Origin of the sequence: Vibrio sp. Vb1166, from assembly GCF_033338695.1 — a bacterium.
Taxonomy (GTDB): domain Bacteria; phylum Pseudomonadota; class Gammaproteobacteria; order Enterobacterales; family Vibrionaceae; genus Vibrio; species Vibrio alginolyticus.
In genome coordinates, this window is record NZ_JAWOTE010000045.1 from 1 (window position 1) to 19,777 (window position 19,777).

Annotated in this window: 17 protein-coding genes; 9 read left to right on the top strand and 8 right to left on the bottom strand. The window is 46.3% G+C overall.

The genetic code is table 11. The features are described 5' to 3' along the window. Positions 1-366 precede the first annotated feature (366 nt). Both R7E51_RS23000 and R7E51_RS23005 read left to right on the top strand, forming a co-directional pair. Positions 367-783, top strand: coding sequence for a GreA/GreB family elongation factor (locus tag R7E51_RS23000; RefSeq protein ID WP_104975723.1), 417 nt, complete (start codon positions 367-369; stop codon positions 781-783). Between the two features lie 532 nt (positions 784-1,315). Then, the gene (locus R7E51_RS23005) at positions 1,316-1,753 is read left to right on the top strand and encodes an Hsp20 family protein (RefSeq protein ID WP_005378857.1); all 438 of its coding nucleotides are present in this window, start codon (positions 1,316-1,318) and stop codon (positions 1,751-1,753) included. 127 nt (positions 1,754-1,880) lie between these two features. Here R7E51_RS23005 and R7E51_RS23010 read toward each other — a convergent pair whose 3' ends face one another. The 4 genes from R7E51_RS23010 to glyQ all read right to left on the bottom strand — a co-directional run bounded on the left by R7E51_RS23010 (position 1,881) and on the right by glyQ (position 8,663). Then, positions 1,881-3,134, bottom strand: coding sequence for a valine--pyruvate transaminase (locus R7E51_RS23010; RefSeq protein WP_017635592.1), 1,254 nt, complete (start codon positions 3,132-3,134; stop codon positions 1,881-1,883). Between the two features lie 229 nt (positions 3,135-3,363). Then, a complete protein-coding gene (locus R7E51_RS23015) occupies positions 3,364-5,448 on the bottom strand; it encodes an alpha-amylase (RefSeq protein WP_206958560.1) in 2,085 nt (694 codons plus the stop codon). Positions 5,449-5,665: 217 nt separating this feature from the next. Continuing rightward, positions 5,666-7,732 (bottom strand): glycine--tRNA ligase subunit beta, encoded by a 2,067-nt coding sequence (gene glyS / locus R7E51_RS23020; protein WP_005378875.1) that lies wholly within the window; start codon positions 7,730-7,732, stop codon positions 5,666-5,668. A 1-nt stretch (position 7,733) separates the two neighbouring features. Then, positions 7,734-8,663, bottom strand: coding sequence for a glycine--tRNA ligase subunit alpha (gene glyQ / locus R7E51_RS23025; RefSeq protein ID WP_064376850.1), 930 nt, complete (start codon positions 8,661-8,663; stop codon positions 7,734-7,736). Positions 8,664-9,147: 484 nt separating this feature from the next. On the opposite strand from glyQ, the gene R7E51_RS23030 reads away from it, so the two are divergent. Both R7E51_RS23030 and R7E51_RS23035 read left to right on the top strand, forming a co-directional pair. After that, positions 9,148-9,702, top strand: coding sequence for a TMEM165/GDT1 family protein (locus R7E51_RS23030; RefSeq protein WP_005378877.1), 555 nt, complete (start codon positions 9,148-9,150; stop codon positions 9,700-9,702). Positions 9,703-9,862: 160 nt separating this feature from the next. Beyond that, positions 9,863-10,123, top strand: a complete 261-nt coding sequence (locus tag R7E51_RS23035) for a hypothetical protein (RefSeq protein ID WP_005378878.1) — start codon at positions 9,863-9,865, stop codon at positions 10,121-10,123. Positions 10,124-10,167: 44 nt separating this feature from the next. Here the strand turns inward: R7E51_RS23035 and tusA are convergent, their stop codons facing one another. Continuing rightward, complete coding sequence (tusA, locus tag R7E51_RS23040; protein WP_033906598.1) at positions 10,168-10,416, bottom strand: sulfurtransferase TusA; 249 nt, start codon at positions 10,414-10,416, stop codon at positions 10,168-10,170. A gap of 133 nt (positions 10,417-10,549) precedes the next feature. On the opposite strand from tusA, the gene R7E51_RS23045 reads away from it, so the two are divergent. Next, entirely contained in the window at positions 10,550-10,732 is a 183-nt protein-coding gene (locus R7E51_RS23045) for a hypothetical protein (protein WP_005378880.1), read from the top strand. A 168-nt stretch (positions 10,733-10,900) separates the two neighbouring features. Further along, complete coding sequence (locus tag R7E51_RS23050; protein WP_017821924.1) at positions 10,901-11,845, top strand: LysR family transcriptional regulator; 945 nt, start codon at positions 10,901-10,903, stop codon at positions 11,843-11,845. A gap of 52 nt (positions 11,846-11,897) precedes the next feature. Here R7E51_RS23050 and acuI read toward each other — a convergent pair whose 3' ends face one another. The 3 genes from acuI to fadB all read right to left on the bottom strand — a co-directional run bounded on the left by acuI (position 11,898) and on the right by fadB (position 16,492). Then, positions 11,898-12,878, bottom strand: a complete 981-nt coding sequence (gene acuI / locus R7E51_RS23055; RefSeq protein WP_054730021.1) for an acrylyl-CoA reductase (NADPH) — start codon at positions 12,876-12,878, stop codon at positions 11,898-11,900. 252 nt (positions 12,879-13,130) lie between these two features. Beyond that, positions 13,131-14,306, bottom strand: a complete 1,176-nt coding sequence (gene fadA, locus R7E51_RS23060) for an acetyl-CoA C-acyltransferase FadA (RefSeq protein ID WP_006743176.1) — start codon at positions 14,304-14,306, stop codon at positions 13,131-13,133. Positions 14,307-14,320: 14 nt separating this feature from the next. Then, positions 14,321-16,492: a fatty acid oxidation complex subunit alpha FadB gene (gene fadB, locus R7E51_RS23065; RefSeq protein ID WP_064353498.1), complete on the bottom strand. Its 2,172-nt coding sequence runs from the start codon at positions 16,490-16,492 to the stop codon at positions 14,321-14,323. Between the two features lie 261 nt (positions 16,493-16,753). On the opposite strand from fadB, the gene R7E51_RS23070 reads away from it, so the two are divergent. Genes R7E51_RS23070 through hemG form a run of 3 tightly spaced genes read left to right on the top strand, consistent with a single transcriptional unit; the run spans position 16,754 to position 19,418 of the window. Continuing rightward, complete coding sequence (locus tag R7E51_RS23070) at positions 16,754-17,377, top strand: YigZ family protein (protein ID WP_005378891.1); 624 nt, start codon at positions 16,754-16,756, stop codon at positions 17,375-17,377. 46 nt (positions 17,378-17,423) lie between these two features. Beyond that, positions 17,424-18,881 (top strand): TrkH family potassium uptake protein, encoded by a 1,458-nt coding sequence (locus R7E51_RS23075; protein ID WP_005378893.1) that lies wholly within the window; start codon positions 17,424-17,426, stop codon positions 18,879-18,881. Between the two features lie 9 nt (positions 18,882-18,890). Then, a complete protein-coding gene (gene hemG, locus R7E51_RS23080) occupies positions 18,891-19,418 on the top strand; it encodes a menaquinone-dependent protoporphyrinogen IX dehydrogenase (protein WP_005378894.1) in 528 nt (175 codons plus the stop codon). Positions 19,419-19,777 lie beyond the last annotated feature (359 nt).

Below are 19,777 nucleotides of genomic sequence, written 5' to 3' on the forward strand. Positions count from 1 at the left end.
GGCGCTGGACTAAACAAAGGCCCCCTTTTAGGGGGCTCACACAAAGCCACCTTCTTTAGAAGGTGGTAATTTACTTTACCACCAGCTAAAATCGCCACTTTCTGCTAAAGCGGATGTTTTTCTGGTACTAACTGCCAACAACGCGATCAAGCCTGCCATTTTATATCTGTTTTCTTTTTTTCTCGCCATTTTGTTCGCTTGAGCGCTTTTGCTTTCTTTTTTCTGCTCGCTATAGTGCTGAAGAGCTGATGAATAAGGAGACTAAGAAAATGGTGATGACTTTCCTGAACTAAGCCGGAAGTGATGCACTTCCGGTTCAATGCACTGAATTTATTTGTAAGACAAGGCATTAAGAAGGAAATAATCATGTTTGAACGCTGGTTCTCAGCGTACTGCTTGGCGCTGCGAACTTGGTGGTTAACCAGTCGCTTTTTAACCTATCAATCACCACTAAGGTTGTTATCGCTATTTGAAATCTGCGAGCAACAAGCCCATTGCCGTAACCGAACTCGTATTGCGGTTGGGGACACGGTTCGCTTAGTGGATGTTGAACGCGCCTATCAATATCGCATGACATTGGTCAGCTCGCGTAAGGGGCAACCCATGACAGGTATGCTCGCGGTCGATTCTTATTTGGGGTCTCGACTGTTAGGTCGAGCTAAAAATGATGCGCTTGAAGTGGAAATTTTTAATCAGCGACGCTGCTTTGTGATTACTGAAATTGTTCATCAATCGCAGCCACCAGCTCAGAAAATGCTGTGTGGTTGTCTGTTGTGCCAATAGATGAGGTGAAGTCATGAGTAAGAAAGAAAAGAAACAACCGCAGTTGAGTCTAAAAGAAAAGCGCAAACTAAAGCAGGAAAAGGCGGCAGAAAAGGGCGTTGTAAAAGCGCGTAAATCCTCCCGCAAGTAAAGTGTAGATTGAGCCCTCCAGAACGGCGGGCTTTTTATCACTGATCGCGAAGTGATGAGGAACTAAGCTGTTCAAGGGGATAGTGGATGCTTTAAAAATTTTTTATTTTTTCCCTTGAAAGTCATTTTTGACGACCTTATATCTAGTTGTGAAGAGGGTGACTGGCTTGCTAGAGACTAGAAGACCAGCCCTCTGAAATCGCTAAAACGAGATCGCTCAGAAGAGGATATGGCGTTTTAGCACACAACTTAAACCTTTAGATTCAATATCATGTCTCCGAGCCAAACCAAGGCCAGTGGAATGATAAGAATCTCTTAGTTCGGCGTTGGTTTTTGCATAAACACGCCAGTAGGATGAAACTCATCTGAACTAAGACTATTGCTTAATTAAGAGGATAGATTTATGCGTAATGTAGATTTCTCACCACTATACCGTAATGCAATTGGCTTTGATCGTCTGCTAAACCTGATGGAAGCGAATACAGCGAAAAATACTTCTGGCGGTTACCCTCCATACAACATTGAGCAAAAAGACGAGCACAACTACCGTATTACTATGGCCGTTGCTGGCTTTGCTGAAGAACAGCTCGATCTGACTCAAAACGAAAACATGTTGATTGTGAAGGGCGAACGTAAAGCCGAAGAAGGCAAAAACTACGTTTACCAAGGTATTGCAGAACGCGATTTTGAACGTAAATTCCAGCTAGCGGATTACGTAAAAGTCGTGGGTGCATCAATGGAAAACGGTCTGCTTCATATCGATTTAGTTCGTGAAATCCCTGAAGCCATGCAACCACGTAAGATTGCTATCGGTGGCAACAACCTGATTGAGAACAACTAATCAGTTAACCACCCGGTTATAGAATGAGAAAGAGCGCCATATGGGCGCTCTTTTTAGTTTGGGGGTTTTCAAATCCGCTATTTCAAAGCCGTAATTTCAAAGAGAAGAACGGCTGAGTTCAATCCGTCTATTTACCTTCGCGGTAAGCCTTTTCCACTTCTTCAGCGATAATCGCAATGCCTTTTTGCATCATCTCATCATCTTGAACGTAGTTCATACGCAGGCATTGGTGCGCGTGATCCCACTCGTCTTGCTGACCAATAAAGAAATATTCACCAGGGACAATCAATACGCCACGCGCTTTCAAGCGTTGGTACAGTTCCATTGTTGTGATTGGCAGTTCATCAAACCATAACCACAAGAAGATAGCGCCTTCCGGCTTGTGGATGCGGAATCGCTCATCGGTAATTGCTTGTTGGAGCAGTTCAACCGCACGTTGTGATTTTTGCTTGTAGAACGGCTTAATCACCTCTGAACTCAGTTTAAGCAGATCACCTTTGCCAATGATATGGTTTGCCAACGCTGGACCAACACTGCCCGGCGCTAGGCTGATGATGCCGTTCATATTAGTTAATGCTTGCGTGATTTCTTCACTCGCAATCACAATGCCACAACGCACGCCCGGTAAACCAAGCTTAGATAGGCTCATGCATAGGATGGTGTTTTCATTCCAGAACGGTTCGACATCTTCAAAGATGATGTTCGGGAAAGGTAGACCGTAGGCGTTATCGATGATCAGTGGGATGTTGTTCTCACGTGCTAGCTTGTCCAGCTTACGTACTTCTTCATCTGTCAGTACATTACCCGTTGGGTTAGTTGGGCGAGACGCGCAGATTGCCGCAACAGAGTCGTCGACGGCGAGTTGCTCAAAATCGACGTGGTATTTAAACAGGCCGTTATCTAACAGCTCGATTTCTGGGTGGTAAGAGATAAAGATATCTTCATCAATGCCAGCATCACCATAACCGATGTATTCAGGCGCGATAGGCAGTAGCACTTTCTTGTGCGAACCGTCTGGCTGTTTACCTGCCAACAAGTTGAACAAGTAGAAAAAGCCACTTTGGCTACCGTTAGTTAGGCTGATGTTTTTTTCGGAAATATCCCAGCCGTAAGTTTCACGGAATAACTGAGCTAGCGCTTTGACGAACGCGTCTTTACCCTGCGGGCCATCGTAGTTGGCGAGGGCGGCGACGAGCTCCCCACTGGCGAGCATTTCCTCACTGGCTTGGTGAAAGTAATCGAGCATGGCAGGAATGGCGGCAGGATTACCTCCACCGAGCATGATGGCACCTGGTGTGCGCAGACCATCATTCAAATCGTCCATTAACTGCGTAATACCTGAATACTGATTAAATTTTTCACCAAACTTTGAGAACTGCATGCTGACTTATACCTAATTCATTGTGATTGCTTTGTGTATGTTTATGCCGATGTTTTATCGGCTTATCGAGTAATCCTTGACCTTACCTCAATGTGTAATTAACGCAAAGTGTGAATTAAGCCGAAAAAGAAAAAAGTGCGTCATCAGACCAGAGGAACGAGACAAAAGGGCAAAAAGAACAATAAAAAAGGGAAGCTTATGCTTCCCTTGCTGGTGGAGAGAGTGTGATTTACTCACCGGTGTAAACAATCAGCACCTTGTCGTCTTGGTATTGGCGTTCGAACGCGTAGTAACCTTCTTGGTTGCGAGTGATGTGCTTACCTTGAGCTACCGCTGGGTGGCGTTTACGGAATTCGCCCAACTTTTGCCAATGTTGCAGTAGATCCTCACGCTCGCCATGAATCTTATCCCATGGCATATCTGAGCGTGTGCCTTGGTGGGCGTCTGAACCAGTAATGCCAAAATCACGAGCTATCTCATCGCCATAGTAGATTTGTACTGCACCCGGTGCCAGCATTACCGCATTGGCGGCGCGAGCTTGGTCATCAAAGCTGCGGCTGCGTGCCGACCAAAACAGTTGAGTATCGTGCGAAGACAGGTAACTCAACACGTTGAACTCAGGATCGGAGTTAATACGTTCTGCATAGCGGCGGTAATCATTATCAAGTTGAGCGAAACACTTCAGCGCTTTTGGTGCTACATCGGATTGGAACTCGAAGTTGATGATGGAATCGAAGCCGTTATCGAAATACGGGCTCTTCACTACGCTGTGTGCCCACACTTCACCTGTCATCCAGAAAGGTAGGTCATCCAAGGCTTTGTCCGGGTTGTTTTGCTTCCACTGAGCAAGCGCCTGAGTGGTGCTGGCTTTCAGCTCTGCCCACGCTTCCATTTCAACGTGTTTGGCTGTGTCAACGCGGAAGCCATCAATGCCATAGTCGCGCACCCAATCGGATAACCACGTAATCAGATGTTCACGTGGGGTTTGCAGCTCATCTTGCGCATTGGTGTCTTTATTGCGGAAGAAGTTTGGTAGTCCGGTTTTCTGAGTCGATTCGGTTTTTAGATCCGGTAGGTAGTTCAAAGACATGGTGATGTCGTTGTAGCCCGGAGCATCGTAGTCGCCAATGTCGGTGCGAATCCAGTCTTTGCCCCACCATTTATCCCACGCTTCGCTATCACCGTATTTGATGTAGTCGTTGAAGCTGTGCCAGCTTTGTCCTGATTTTGGCTGCCAGTCGGTCCATTTTTCACCAAGGACTTCTTTGGCTTCTTGGTCATCAAGGTAAAGCTGACCAAATCCGAATTCCTGCATGTCTGCTAATGTCGCATAACCTGTGTGGTTCATGACCACATCCCAAATCACGCGGATACCTTTCTTATGGGCAGTATCGACGAAGGCTCTGAGTTCATCTTCGGTACCCATGTTGGCATCAAGCTTGGTCCAATCTTGGTGATAATAGCCGTGGTAGCCATAGTGCTTAAAGTCGCCTTTATCGCCGCCGCCAACCCAGCCGTGGATCTGTTCCAGTGGCGAGGTTATCCAGATAGCATTCACACCAAGTGATTCGATGTAATCGAGTTTTTTCGTCAGACCCGCCAAGTCACCACCGTGGAAGGTGCCAATCTCATATTTTCCGTCTTTGCTGCGACCGTAGCTGTTGTCGTTGTCTGGGTTACCGTTGTAGAAGCGGTCGGTCATGACGAAGTACACCGTCGCGTTATCCCAGCTGAATGGTTTATCGGCTTGCTGTTCAACTTCTTCTAGCAGCAATAGACCTTGGCTCATAGGACCCGGTTGCATGGTGACGCTGCCATTGGCGACAGTGGTTTCTTGTCCGGTTAAGGCGTCACGAACGACAGTGCCATCATTAAAGGTTTGAGCAACGTTGATGGTTTTTGGCGCGTCAGTTGCGACAGGGCAAGAGTAGGTGATGTCCTGACTCTGTTTTGGTTTGATTTTTACCGTCAGCTCATTGGTGGTTGGATTGAGCGTAAATTGATAGGTATTGGCTTTGAAGATGCGCAGCGGCATTTGTGCATCAGTGGCGCAGTTATCCATTTTTAATGGACGATTGAATTTGATGCGATCTTCTTCTGCTAGAGCAAAGCTACTGCCACAGCTTTGCTTGCTGTCAGCAATGGTAAAGCTATAACTGCCTTTTTCGAGTTTTTGCTCGGCGACAAGTAAGCCTTGTGAGTTTTCCTCAAAAACAGCGGTATCATCACCAACGCTTAGTACGATGGCATTTTCTGGAATCTGGCTGCAGGCACTTAGTAGACCGATAGAGAGTGCGAGAATTGTTTTTTTCATTGTGTCCTTCCCCCGAATAAACAGTCCAGTTATAGCAAAACTGTGCCTCTACAATCCGAGCTCTACACCAACAAGTTAAACGCGTCTCACCCTACAAATTTTAGTTTTGTTCACAAAATGAATAATAAGCGTCACCTTCATCGGTTTGAAGGCAACAAAAAAGGGAAGCATCTGCTTCCCTTTTACTTATTTCTTAATCACTCCGAAGAGTAATGAATTACTTTTGAAGCAAAGAAATGTCTGCGATCTGTAGGAACAGGTTACGCAGGTTGTTCAGTAGTGTCAGACGGTTCTTCTTAAGTGCTTCGTCGTCTGCCATTACCATTACGTTATCGAAGAACGCATCAACTGGTTCACGTAGGTCAGCTAGCTTGCTTAGGGCTTCTTGGTAGTTACCAGTAGCAAATGCTGGCTCTAGCGCTTCTGTCATTACTTCAACGCTTTCTGCTAGTGCTTTCTCTGCGTCTTCTTGTAGAAGTGCTAGGTCGATGTCTGCTGCTAGTTCGCCGTCGAATTTCGCTAGGATGTTACCTACACGTTTGTTCGCTGCTGCTAGAGACTCTGCCGCTTCTAGCTCACGGAAGTGAGAAACCGCTTTAACTCGTTGGTCAAAGTCTGCTGGTTTTGTAGGACGACGCGCTAGAACCGCTTGAATGATGTCTACGCTGAAGCCTTCGTCTTGGTACCAAGCACGGAAACGACCAAGCATGAACTCGATAACGTCTTGTTCAACGTTGTCGTTGGTTAGGCGGTCGCCAAATAGTGACTTCGCTTTCGCTACTAGGTCAACAAGATCTAGGTTGTAGCCGTATTCAACGATGATACGTAGTACACCTAGAGATGCGCGGCGTAGTGCGAATGGGTCGCTGCCTTTAGGCGCTTGACCAATACCGAAGATACCTACGATAGTGTCTAGCTTGTCTGCCATTGCAACTGCAGTTGAAACACCGTTTGATGGCAGTTCATCACCTGCGAAACGAGGCATGTATTGCTCGTTCAGTGCTACTGCAACTTCTTCTGCTTCACCGTCGTGGCGAGCGTAGTGCATACCCATCACACCTTGAGTATCCGTGAATTCGAATACCATTGAGGTCATTAGGTCACATTTTGCTAGTAGACCAGCACGCTTTGATTTCTCAACGTCAGCACCGATTTGCTCAGCAATGTAGCCAGCAAGCTCTGTGATGCGGTCTGTTTTGTCTTTGATCGTACCCAGTTGCTTTTGGAAGATCGCTTGCTCTAGTTCAGGCAGACGGTCGATAAGCGGACGCTTACGGTCTGTGTTGAAGAAGAACTCTGCGTCAGCAAGACGAGGGCGAACTACTTTCTCGTTACCTTCGATTACGTAACGAGGCTCTTTTGATTCGATGTTCGATACGAAGATGAAGTTAGGTAGTAGCTTCTTGTTTTCGTCATAAACAGGGAAGTACTTCTGGTCACCTTTCATGGTGTAAACCAACGCTTCAGAAGGCACTTTTAGGAACTCTTCTTCGAACTTCGCTGTTAGTACTACTGGCCATTCAACCAGAGACGTTACTTCTTCTACTAGGTCATCTTCTAGGTCAGCGATACCGCCAACCGCTGCTGCTGCTTTTTGTGCGTCAGCTAGGATGATTGCTTTACGCGCTTCGTAATCTGCCATTACTTTACCGCGCTCTTCTAGGATCGCAGGGTATTGTTCAGCAGAATCGATAGTGAACTCTTGCTCACCCATGAAGCGGTGACCACGGATAGTGCGATCAGAAGCGACACCAAGGATCTCGCCTTCGATTAGGTCGCTGCCCATTAGCATGGTTAGCGTCTTAACTGGACGGATAAATTGAGTCGTTTTGTTACCCCAGCGCATTGGTTTTGCGATAGGTAGGTTTGCTAGTGCTTTCGCTGCAAGTTCAACTACGATCTCAGACGTTGGCTGACCTTTCACTTCTTGTTTGAACAGTAGCCATTCACCTTTGTCTGTAACCATGCGCTCTGCTTGGTCAACCGTGATGCCACAACCGCGTGCCCAGCCTTGAGCCGCTTTTGTTGGGTTGCCTTCCGCGTCAAACGCTGCAGAAACCGCAGGACCACGTTTTTCAACAACTTTGTCAGACTGGCTGTCTGCTAGTGCTGCGACTTTAAGTGCAAGACGACGAGGTGCCGCGAACCATTTAACGCCTTCGTGAGCAAGCTCAGCGCCTTTTAGTTCTGCTTCGAAGTTTGCTGCGAATGCTTCAGCTAGAGTGCGAAGTTGCGTTGGTGGTAGCTCTTCTGTACCTAGCTCGATTAGAAATTCTTTTGCCATGTTACTCTACCCCTTGCGCTTGTTCTTTCTTACACATTGGGAAGCCTAGAGCTTCACGCGATGCGTAGTATGCTTCTGCAACTGCTTTAGTCAGGTTGCGGATGCGTAGGATGTAACGTTGGCGTTCAGTTACTGAGATCGCTTTACGTGCGTCTAGTAGGTTGAATGCGTGACCAGCTTTTAGAATGCGCTCGTAAGCAGGTAGTGGCAGTGGCTTTTCAAGCTCAAGCAGCTCTTTACACTCTTTCTCGCACTGTTCGAAGAAACCAAATAGGAATTCCACGTCTGCGTGCTCGAAGTTGTAAGTCGATTGCTCTACTTCATTTTGGTGGAAGATGTCACCGTAAGTCACTTTGCTGCCGTCTGGTGCGATGTTCCAAACTAGGTCGTAAACAGAGTCTACTTCTTGGATGTACATTGCTAGACGTTCGATACCGTAAGTGATCTCACCAGTAACTGGCTTACACTCAAGACCGCCAACTTGCTGGAAGTAAGTAAACTGAGTCACTTCCATGCCGTTTAGCCAAACTTCCCAGCCTAGACCCCATGCGCCTAGTGTTGGGTTTTCCCAGTTGTCTTCTACGAAACGGATGTCGTGTACAAGAGGGTCAATACCAAGAACTTCAAGGGAGCCAAGGTACAACTCTTGAATATTGTCAGGCGATGGTTTTAGCGCTACTTGGAATTGGTAGTAGTGCTGAAGACGGTTAGGGTTTTCACCGTAACGGCCATCAGTAGGACGACGTGAAGGTTGTACGTAAGCTGTCGACATTGGCTCTGGGCCAAGCGCTCGTAGACAGGTCATTGGGTGAGAGGTACCCGCACCCACTTCCATATCTAGCGGTTGAACAATGGTACAACCATTTTGAGCCCAATAATCCTGCAGCGCGAGGATCATTCCCTGGAAGGTTTTGATATCGTATTTTTGCATAAGTCAGGTTCGCGCGATTCTCTTGTTACTCGTTAATTCGTCATCTATGCCGAGTTTTTCAACTCTAACAACGGCGATAAAGAGTAATTACGGTTGAATAAATTAACAATCTAGTATAACCAGATATTGAGCATGGGAGTAGAGCTAATCTTGATTAATTCGTGGGCGATTTTCTCCTTTAATGAATTTTTACCGCGTTATCTGCTGTATTTTTCCTAAAAGGGAGTTTTCGCCTGCTTTGGCTCTTGAGAAGCGCAACAAAGGTGGCTAGAATTGCGCCTGTCTTTGGGGAGTAGCTTACCTGATGAAGTTTCTGTTTCATCTGGTTCGTCCGTCAACATAATTGGTGCAAAATCACCATGGCGTTCGAGACTTGAAGCCTTTCAAGTTTAGCAAGACCTTAGACAAATCATCACGAACCGGGGTAGGGGCGTGAGGTTTGTCTTCGGTTAAAAATAATAATCCCTGCCCCAATGAGCATGTCGTGAGCGTTTTAGCTATTTCAATTACTACTGTAGCGTTAGCAGAAATTGGCGATAAGACCCAATTGCTATCTCTATTACTCGCAAGTCGTTACCGAAAACCAATCCCAATTATTGCAGCAATCTTTTTGGCAACTATTGCCAACCACGCTTTGGCTGCATGGTTAGGTGTGGTTGTCGCAGACTATCTATCACCTGAGATTTTAAAGTGGGTGCTGGTGGTCAGTTTTGTCGCGATGGCGGCTTGGGTTCTGATCCCGGACAAACTGGATGATGACGAGCAGATTTCTAATCGAGGCCCATTTATTGCCAGCTTTATCGCGTTCTTCGTTGCGGAGATAGGCGATAAAACTCAGATCGCCACTTCCATCTTAGGGGCGCAATACGCGGATGCGTTAAGTTTGGTGATTATCGGTACCACAATCGGTATGCTGCTGGCGAATGTACCTGTGGTCCTGATTGGTAAATTGTCGGCCGACAAGATGCCTTTAGGGCTGATCCGTAAAATCACCGCATTTTTGTTTATTGCTCTGGCAATAGGGGCTGCACTGTTCTGATTTTTTGCACGTGAAATGATGTGAGTTATCAATCATTAGTAGCGTGCTGCGCGAGTTCAAACTCTGACTCTAAATCGTTCCGTTGCGTGACGGATGACATATAAGTGTCATACTTGTCATGGTAGTTTAATGGTGTGAATGATAGCGAGAGGGCAAGTTTATGCTTACACGTTACATGGGGATGTCCCCGAAGAGTCAGAGTTATTTATTCACTTTTGGTTTAGCGCTGTGTTTACTAGCGATGGTGCTAACTGATATGTGGTTACCGATTGTAGCAGGATCGTTCGTTCTTACTGGATTGACAGTAGAAGCGTGGATTCGTGTCGCTCACATCATTCCTATGCATGAAGAGATGCGGGCAATGAAGAAACAACTTAACAAGCTCCAATCAGAAGTTCGCACACTCGAATACGACGAATAAACAAACGGCAGCCAATATAGGCTGCCGTTTTTAGTTCGACCAGATTATTCCAATCCTTTCTTGATCAGGTACTGATACGGAACTTGCTCCGTTTGTGCCGCAACTAACTGGTGGTCCATAAAGCGGCAGAAACTCGGAATGTCTCGAGTCGTGGATGGATCGTCTGCTTTGACCAGCAAAATCTCACCATCTTGCATGTTGCGAATTGTCTTCCTGACCATCATCACTGGCTCTGGGCAGCGCAGTCCTTGCGCCTCTAATGTCTTGTTTGCCAGTTCAGGATTAAAGCTCATAGTGTGATTCTCGTAACTAACTGAGCGTTGAATTTTACTTTCGTTGAAAAAATATTCAATAACCACTTGGCAAACCGAATTTTTTGTTTTACCTTAAATTAACAATTTGGTAACAACTGGCAAGGGAGAGGCAATGTTAACAGCGTTAGACAGACTTACGATTTACTCAGTGCTGTGTTTTATCTCGTTCTGTGCATTGGTACTTAGGACGCCAGCTGACACCTCTTTGACGCCTCTCGTAGGCATGGTTGCCACTATTATTGGGATTTGGATCGAGATGCGCAGATGGTCTGGCGCATCTGAGCAAGAAAATTAGCGCTTCTTGCTTGGATCAGAATGCTTTTAATAACGCTCACCTATTTTTTACCGACACTTCATTCCGACACTATCCCCATTTTTCTTGGGCTTCCCCGCTGAAAGGCGGGATTTTTTTTGCCTAAAGAGTACAATTTACCCAAACACATACAAAATAAGTGGCTAATTCGTGGAACTGGAAGATATCTATCGCCGAGATTTAAATTTACTGGTTGCGTTGCGAGTACTGATAGAAGAAAACAGTGTCAGTAAGGCGGCAACACGTCTGAACTTGAGTCAATCGGCAATGAGTCGTGTGCTTGGTCGTCTACGCGACTTATTGGGAGACCCGCTGTTTACTCGTCAGGGACAGCATTTGATCCCAACTCAGAAAGCGTTAGAGATCGATCGCTCATTGGGCGAGCCATTAGAGTCTTTACGTCAGTTGTTATCTCCGGTTGAGTTTGACCCATTGCAATGCGTACAGACTTTCAACATCGTGACCACCGATTATGCCATGCAAACGATATTACCGTTCGCTTTGCCGAGAATTTACCAAGAAGCACCAAATGTGTCTTTCAACTTCTTACCACTGCAACACGACCGTTTATCAGATCAGCTCACTTATGAAGGTGCAGACTTAGCGATTTGTCGCCCGACAGGCCCGGTGGAGCCTCTACGCAGTGAAGTGTTGGGGCGAGTGGGGGTGCTGTGTATGCTTTCAAAACAGCATCCATTAGCGAATAAAGAAATGAGCTTGGATGATTATCTGAGTCATCCACATGCCATGATCGCCATCAGTGATGGTGTTAAGGCACTGATCGAACAAGCTTTGATGGAGAAACCTAAGCGTAAAATGGTTCTGCGGGCTTATCATTTAGAAGCCGCATTGGCGATCATGGATACCTTGCCAATTATCATCACAGTGCCAGCGGACTTGGCGTATCTGGTTGCCGAGCGTTATGACTTGGTGGTGAAACCGTTACCATTCCAATTCACGCCGTTTGAATACTCGATGATTTGGCATGCGCGTTGCGAGCATTCTCCCGCTCAAGAATGGTTAAGAACGATTGTGCGTGAAGAGTGTAGCCGTCTGATAGCTAAACGTATCGAAGATATGGGACTGAACTGCTAACAAAAAAGAGCCAGCAATGCCGGCTCTTCGTCTGTTTACACTGAGTCAGTGTTTATAGCTTGATAACCACACGCCCCGTTACTTGACCGTTGGTGATGTCTTCTGCATATTTCGGTGCTTCAGTAAGAGCAACTTCAGTACACGCTTGCTCGAAGTAGCTGTCTGGTAGTAGCTCGACCAGCTTTTCCCATGCTGCGATACGTTTCTCTGTTGGGCACATTACTGAGTCCACACCTTGTAGGCGAACATTACGTAGGATGAACGGCATCACTGTGGTTGGTAGATCAAAACCACCTGCAAGACCACAAGCTGCAACTGCACTGTTGTAATCCATTTGCGCCAATACTTTAGCCAGTACTTTGCTGCCTACAGTATCAACCGCACCTGCCCATACTTGCTTTTCAAGTGGACGTGCTGGTTCTTCAAATTCAGTACGGTCGATGATGCGGCTAGCACCTAGTTTTTCAAGTAGCGGGCCATTTTTTTCTACACGACCTGTCACTGCAGCAACTTTGTAGCCAAGCTGTGCTAGAAGCGTTACTGCGACTGAGCCTACACCGCCACTTGCGCCAGTTACAAGGATTTCACCATTTTCAGGTTTGATGCCTGCATCAAGCAGTGCTTGAACACATAGCATGCCAGTGAAGCCAGCAGTACCAACCATCATTGCTTTCTTGCTGTCTAGACCTTTTGGTAGTGGTACTAGCCAATCTGCTTTTAGACGAGCACGCTGAGACATACCACCCCAGTGGTTTTCACCCACGCCCCAGCCAGTAAGGACAACTTTGTCACCAGCTTGGTAGCGGTCGTCTTCTGAGCTTACTACCGTACCTGCTAAGTCAATACCTGGCACCATCGGGAAGTTACGGATGATTTTACCTTTACCTGTGATCGCAAGGCCGTCTTTGTAGTTTAACGATGAGTAATCAACGTCAATCAGAACGTCGCCTTCAGGCAGTTGTGTTTCATCGATTTGCTCGATGTTAGCGATAGTACGTTTGTCTTCTTGATTTAGAACTAGAGCATTAAACATAAGGTTCTCCGATTGTGCGGTAGCATGACTCTGGGTCACATGCAGCAAGATATCAACTGGTCTAAGTGTATGTCTTCTTTGTCTATGAATAAAATGAAACTTGAGCATTTAATGTATGCTCTTCATGCATGTTTGATGTAAAACAAAAAGGGCGACATCAATTGTCGCCCTTAAGTGTAATACTAAAAATTTTAGTACTAGTTCATTTGCTTATGATTGTTGGCTCGATCACTACAACAACGTCTTGAACTGTTATGGTCGTTCAAATACTGTCGCAATGCCCTGACCCAAACCGATACACATGGTGGCCAGACCGTATTTCGCGTCTTTCGCTTCCATTAGGTTGATCAACGTTGTTGAGATACGTGAACCAGAACAGCCTAGTGGATGACCCAATGCTATCGCACCACCGTTAAGGTTGACCTTCTCATCCATAACATCAAGCAGGCCTAAGTCTTTAGCACACGGCAGAGACTGCGCGGCAAATGCTTCGTTTAGCTCAACCACATCCATGTCTTCAATTGAAAGACCGGCACGCTTGAGCGCTTTTTTCGTCGCAGGTACAGGACCGTAACCCATAATAGAAGGATCGCAGCCCGCAATGGCCATGCCTTTAATACGTGCACGAATCTTCAAGCCAAGTTCATTAGCTTTCTCTTCACTCATGATCAACATCGCTGATGCACCATCGGACAGAGCCGATGATGTACCGGCTGTTACTGTACCGTTTGCAGGGTCGAACACTGGGCGAAGTTGAGATAGACCTTCAACGGATGTTTCAGGGCGAATCACTTCATCGTAATCTAGAGTGAACAGGGTGCCGTCAGCGGCGTGGCCTTCAATTGGTAGAATTTCGTTTTTAAAACGACCCTCTACGGTTGCTGCGTGCGCACGAGCGTGAGAGCGAGCGGCAAACTCGTCTTGTTGCTCACGGCTAATGCCATGTAATTTACCAAGCATTTCAGCCGTTAAGCCCATCATGCCCGCAGCTTTTGCTACGTTCTTTGACATACCTGGGTGAAAGTCTACACCGTGGTTCATTGGCACATGCCCCATGTGCTCAACGCCACCAATTAGGCAGATTTCAGCATCGCCAGTCATGATGGCACGTGTACCGTCGTGAAGCGCTTGCATTGATGAACCACACAAGCGGTTCACCGTCACGGCGCCAATTTCAATCGGCAGGCCCGCGAGTAGCGCGGCATTACGTGCAACGTTAAAGCCTTGCTCTAGTGTTTGCTGTACACAGCCCCAGTAGATGTCTTCAATCTCGCTTGGGTTCACTTGTGGGTTACGCGCAAGAATGCCTTTCATTAGGCGCGCAGATAGATCTTCTGCTCGTGTATGACGGAAAGCACCACCTTTAGAGCGACCCATTGGAGTACGTAGACAATCGACTACGACAACATTTCTTGTTTGATTAGTCATTTTAGAATCCCTCCTTAGATAGAACCTTGCTGTTGTGCACCGTAAAAGCTTTCACCTTTCGCCGCCATATCAATCAGCATTTGCGGTACTTGGTACATCGCACCTAGCTCGGCGTGTTGTTTTGCCATTTCAACGTATTCAGCAATACCCACGCTGTCTAGATAGCGGAATACGCCACCGCGGAATGGAGGGAAACCAAGACCATAAACCAATGCCATATCTGCTTCCTGCGGAGTCGCGATGATGCCTTCTTGTAGGCACAGCACCACTTCGTTGATCATTGGAATCATCATACGTTGAATGATGGTCTGATCGTCAAAGTCCTGCTTATCGGCACAAACGTCAGCAAGTACCGGTAAGATCGCTTCGGAGAAGGTTTTCTTCGGCTTACCTTTTTTATCTATGGTGTAGCTGTAGAAGCCATTACCATTTTTCTGACCATATTTGTCTGCTTCGAACAGTGCATCAATCGCATCACGACCTTGTTTACCCATACGCTCAGGGAAACCGTCAGCCATCACAGCTTGTGCGTGGTGCGCGGTATCAATGCCGACTACGTCAAGCAAGTACGCCGGTCCCATCGGCCAGCCAAACTTACGCTCCATGACTTTGTCGATTTTCGTAAAGTCAGCACCATCACGAAGTAGCATGCTGAAGCCGCCAAAGTATGGGAACAATACGCGGTTAACGAAGAACCCTGGGCAGTCATTAACGACAATTGGTGATTTGCCCATTTTCGCAGCATACGCCACAACACGATTGATGGTTTCATCAGAGGTGTGCTCACCACGGATGATCTCAACAAGAGGCATACGATGCACTGGGTTGAAGAAGTGCATACCACAGAAGTTTTCTGGGCGTTTTAGTGATTTTGCCAATAGGTTGATAGGAATCGTTGAGGTGTTTGAGGTGATAACGGTGTCGTCACCGACATGGGATTCAACTTCACTTAAAACTGCTGCTTTTACTTTCGGGTTTTCAACGACAGCTTCAACAATCACATCAGAGTTTTCAATACCTGCGTAATGTAAGCTCGGTGTGATTGACGCTAAAATACCCGCCATCTTAAAGCCATCAATGCGACCGCGAGATAAGCGTTTATTCAGCAGCTTAGATGCTTCAGTCATGCCTAGGTCGAGCGACGCTTGCGCGATGTCTTTCATTAAGACTGGCACACCTTTTAGCGCTGATTGGTAAGCAATGCCGCCACCCATGATACCTGCACCTAATACGGCTGCACGTTGCGTGTCTTTACTTGCTGACTTCGCTGCTTTTTTCGCAATGCCTTTGATGTATTGATCATTAAGGAATAGGCCAACGAGTGATTTTGCTTCTTCCGATTTAGCCAATTTCACGAAGTGCTTACGTTCAATGTCTAACGCTTCATTACGTGCAAAGCGAGCACCTTCTTCAATCGTGATAACGGCTGTCATTGGGGCAGGGTAGTGAGGACCTGCTTTTTGTGCCACCAGACCCTTCGCCATGGTGAAGCTCATCATTGATTCAAGCTTACTCAGCGTTAGCGGAGATGTTTTCTGTGCTCGGCGTGCTTGCCAGTCAAGTTTCTCGTTAATTGCAGAGTCAAGAGTTTGTAGTGCTGATTCGTATAAAGCATCAGTCTCTACAACTGCATCGAGTAAGCCAATTTTCAATGCTTCATCAGCTCGGCATGCTTTACCTTGGGTGATGATTTCCATTGCGCTGTCTGCGCCAATAACGCGAGGTAAGCGTACACAACCACCAAAGCCAGGCATGATTCCCAGTTTCGTTTCTGGTAGGCCGATGCTGGTGGTTTTGTCACCAATACGCATGTCTGTTGCTAGCACACATTCACAACCGCCACCAAGAGCGTGGCCTTTGATCACTGAGATGGTCGGAACGGGTAAGTCTTCTAATTTGTTAAAGATGCTATTAGCAAATTGCAGCCATTGGTCGAGCTCGGCATCCGTTTTAGCAAACAGACCTAAAAACTCGGTAATGTCTGCGCCTACAATGAATGCGTCTTTATCTGAAGTGAGCAACAACCCCTTGAGGCCTTGATGGGCAATGAGCGCATCAAGAGCTTTATCTAGCGATTCTAATGTCGCTAGGTCGAGTTTGTTGACGGATTTTGGAGAGCAGAAGCTTAGCTCTGCAATACCATCTTGTATTTCCTTTACCTGTAGGGTTTCGGCTTGGTAAATCATTGTCTATCTCCATGACATACAATCGTGGATTGTCTGTATACCTATTTCAACGACGCCGTGTACCTCGGCAAATAGGTATCGAGGAAGTTGTTTTATTTTTGTTCTGGTTTGACCAGTAAAGTTAGTTTGGATCGTGGATTGTTTAATTTCAATACATTTTTTAAACAAGTGTTTAACATTGTGCGCTGTGGCAGATCTTATGCGACGGGTAAATCACACTCGTGATAGACTTCAGGCAAATAGACCTGAATCCATAATCCTATGAATGACAAGCCTTATCTGATTCCAGCAGAGCCCGCTCAATTTGAAGAAGAAATTAAAAAGAGCGTCTTCATTACTTATTTGGCACACACGCCAAGTATCGAAGCTGCAAAAGCATTTGTTGATCAAATCAAAGCTAAACACGCTGATGCTAGACATAACTGTTGGGGCTTTGTTGCTGGTCGCCCGGAAGATTCAATGAAATGGGGCTTTAGTGATGATGGGGAGCCGTCCGGAACAGCAGGCAAACCAATCCTGGCGCAGCTGTCTGGATCTGGGGTGGGGGAGATCACGGCTGTGGTCACGCGATACTCTGGTGGAATCAAGTTAGGTACAGGCGGCTTGGTTAAAGCGTATGGGGGTGGGGTTCAACAAGCGCTCAAGCTGCTTCAAACTATTGAGAAAAAAATAACCACAAAGCTCAGACTAACGTTAGACTATGGGTTTATGCCGATCGCACAATCAATCATGCCGCAATTTGGTGCGATAGAAGTCGAGGCTGAATACAGCGATCAGGTCGTATTAGTGGTGGAAATTGAGCTTCGAGAAGTGAGCGCGTTTACCCAAGCAATCATCAATAAAAGCGGGGCAAAGGCAATTGTCACTCCGCTAGACGGACAATAATGAAAAACAGGAAGCAACAGGGACAGCTTCGCTAGTCAATTTATCCATGCAATTTCGTTCAATTATTCGAATCGTCGGGCTACTGCTCGCACTCTTTAGTGTCACTATGCTTGCGCCAGCACTCGTTGCGCTGATCTATCGAGATGGTGCTGGTGTGCCTTTTGTCACGACATTTTTTGTTCTGCTGTTTTGTGGGGCCGTTTGTTGGTACCCAAACCGCAGGTATAAGCACGAGCTTAAAGCTCGAGATGGCTTTCTTATTGTCGTCTTATTCTGGACAGTACTTGGCAGTGCAGGCTCGATCCCCTTTCTCATTGCTGACAACCCGAACGTCTCAGTGACAGATGCGTTTTTTGAATCGTTTTCTGCTCTCACGACGACCGGGGCGACCGTTATTGTTGGTTTGGATGAGTTACCTAAAGCGATTCTATTCTATCGACAGTTACTGCAGTGGTTCGGCGGTATGGGAATCATCGTATTAGCGGTGGCGATTTTGCCAGTACTTGGCATCGGTGGTATGCAGCTTTACCGCGCCGAGATCCCAGGTCCAGTCAAGGATACTAAAGTGACGCCGCGTATAGCAGAAACTGCTAAGGCGCTTTGGTACATCTATTTGAGCCTGACTATCGCCTGTGCTTCGGCTTTTTGGTTAGCTGGTATGACGCCATTTGACGCCATCAGTCACAGCTTTTCCACCATTGCTATTGGCGGCTTCTCTACCCACGATGCCAGCATCGGATATTTTGATAGTTACGCGATTAACCTGATTACTGTGGTTTTTCTGCTTATATCTGCATGTAATTACACACTGCACTTTGCTGCATTTGCATCAGGTGGCGTACATCCCAAGTATTACTGGAAAGATCCTGAGTTTCGCGCCTTCTTGTTTATTCAAGTGCTGCTATTTATCATTTGCTTTCTATTATTACTGAAACATCATTCTTACACATCGACATACGATGCTTTCGATCAGGCTCTGTTCCAAACCGTATCAATATCCACAACAGCGGGCTTTACGACAACAGGTTTTGCGGATTGGCCGCTCTTCTTACCTGTGCTGTTATTGTTCTCTTCCTTTATAGGTGGTTGTGCTGGTTCAACAGGCGGCGGCATGAAAGTGATCCGTATCCTGCTTCTTACCTTACAAGGTGCGCGTGAACTAAAACGTTTAGTCCATCCACGCGCGGTTTACACCATCAAAGTAGGTGGCAGTGCCCTACCGCAACGTGTTGTCGATGCGGTTTGGGGTTTCTTCTCCGCATACGCATTGGTATTTGTGGTTTGTATGTTGGGGTTGATTGCAACAGGAATGGATGAGCTCAGTGCGTTCTCGGCGGTGGCTGCGACTCTGAACAACCTCGGTCCTGGCTTGGGAGAAGTGGCGCTTCACTTTGGTGATGTTAACGACAAAGCAAAATGGGTATTAATAGTTTCTATGCTGTTTGGTCGTTTGGAAATCTTTACCTTACTTATTCTACTTACGCCGACGTTTTGGCGTAGCTAAGGGGAAATCGTGGCAAAAGCATTATTTCTATACTCTTCCCGCGAAGGGCAGACTAAAAAAATTCTCCACTATATAGATGAACAACTTCCAGATTTCGATTGTGAGCTGGTGGATTTACATAATGTCGAGACGATTGACTTCAGCCAATACGACAGAGTATTGATAGGCGCCTCTATTCGCTATGGCCATCTTAATAAAAAGCTATACCAGTTTATTGAGCGAAACCTCAATCAATTGGAGCAAAATAAAGTGGCATTTTTCTGCGTAAACCTAACCGCTCGTAAAGAGGACCAAGGAAAGGATACACCTGAAGGTAGTGCCTACATTCGCAAGTTCCTAATTAAGTCGCCTTGGAAACCAACGCTAATCGGTGTTTTTGCTGGTGCACTTTATTACCCACGTTATAGCTGGTTCGACAGAACTATGATTAGGTTCATTATGTCGATGACGGGTGGCGAAACCGATACGACCAAAGAGGTGGAGTACACCAATTGGGAAAAAGTGGCTCTTTTCGCAGATAAATTTAGAGAACTGTAGAAATAACGTGCTCTTTTGACCGCTTTTGATGCAAATTTATCCGAACGATAAAAAAATCAAAAAAAACGAGAAAAAGGGCTTGCCAATGTGATCGCAATCTCTATAATGCCACCTCGCTGACACGGCAACGCTTCGAAGCTTAAGTTTCGAAAGTAAGAAGCCAAGTTAGCAAGCCAAGTTAGCCAAGCGGAAACGCTTGAAGAAAGTTTGAAAAAAGTGATTGACACTAAACTTTAACTCGCTAAAATGGCCGTCCTGTTTTGAGCAAAGCTCAACAGGAAAGCTCTTTAACAATATAGACCTATCAATCTGTGTGGGCACTCGTTGATGATAATCCAAATAGTTTCTTCGGAAACAAT

Excerpts from the sequence above, each read along its gene's own strand:
- fadB (WP_064353498.1), bottom strand. The coding sequence starts at position 16,492 with ATGATTTACCAAGCCGAAACCCTACAGGTAAAGGAAATACAAGATGGT.
- fadA (WP_006743176.1), bottom strand. The coding sequence starts at position 14,306 with ATGACTAATCAAACAAGAAATGTTGTCGTAGTCGATTGTCTACGTACT.
- R7E51_RS23000 (WP_104975723.1), top strand. The coding sequence starts at position 367 with ATGTTTGAACGCTGGTTCTCAGCGTACTGCTTGGCGCTGCGAACTTGG.
- R7E51_RS23015 (WP_206958560.1), bottom strand. The coding sequence starts at position 5,448 with ATGAAAAAAACAATTCTCGCACTCTCTATCGGTCTACTAAGTGCCTGC.
- glyQ (WP_064376850.1), bottom strand. The coding sequence starts at position 8,663 with ATGCAAAAATACGATATCAAAACCTTCCAGGGAATGATCCTCGCGCTG.
- R7E51_RS23045 (WP_005378880.1), top strand. The coding sequence starts at position 10,550 with ATGTTAACAGCGTTAGACAGACTTACGATTTACTCAGTGCTGTGTTTT.
- R7E51_RS23005 (WP_005378857.1), top strand. The coding sequence starts at position 1,316 with ATGCGTAATGTAGATTTCTCACCACTATACCGTAATGCAATTGGCTTT.
- R7E51_RS23035 (WP_005378878.1), top strand. The coding sequence starts at position 9,863 with ATGCTTACACGTTACATGGGGATGTCCCCGAAGAGTCAGAGTTATTTA.
- tusA (WP_033906598.1), bottom strand. The coding sequence starts at position 10,416 with ATGAGCTTTAATCCTGAACTGGCAAACAAGACATTAGAGGCGCAAGGA.
- R7E51_RS23010 (WP_017635592.1), bottom strand. The coding sequence starts at position 3,134 with ATGCAGTTCTCAAAGTTTGGTGAAAAATTTAATCAGTATTCAGGTATT.
- R7E51_RS23070 (WP_005378891.1), top strand. The coding sequence starts at position 16,754 with ATGAATGACAAGCCTTATCTGATTCCAGCAGAGCCCGCTCAATTTGAA.
- R7E51_RS23075 (WP_005378893.1), top strand. The coding sequence starts at position 17,424 with ATGCAATTTCGTTCAATTATTCGAATCGTCGGGCTACTGCTCGCACTC.
- acuI (WP_054730021.1), bottom strand. The coding sequence starts at position 12,878 with ATGTTTAATGCTCTAGTTCTAAATCAAGAAGACAAACGTACTATCGCT.
- glyS (WP_005378875.1), bottom strand. The coding sequence starts at position 7,732 with ATGGCAAAAGAATTTCTAATCGAGCTAGGTACAGAAGAGCTACCACCA.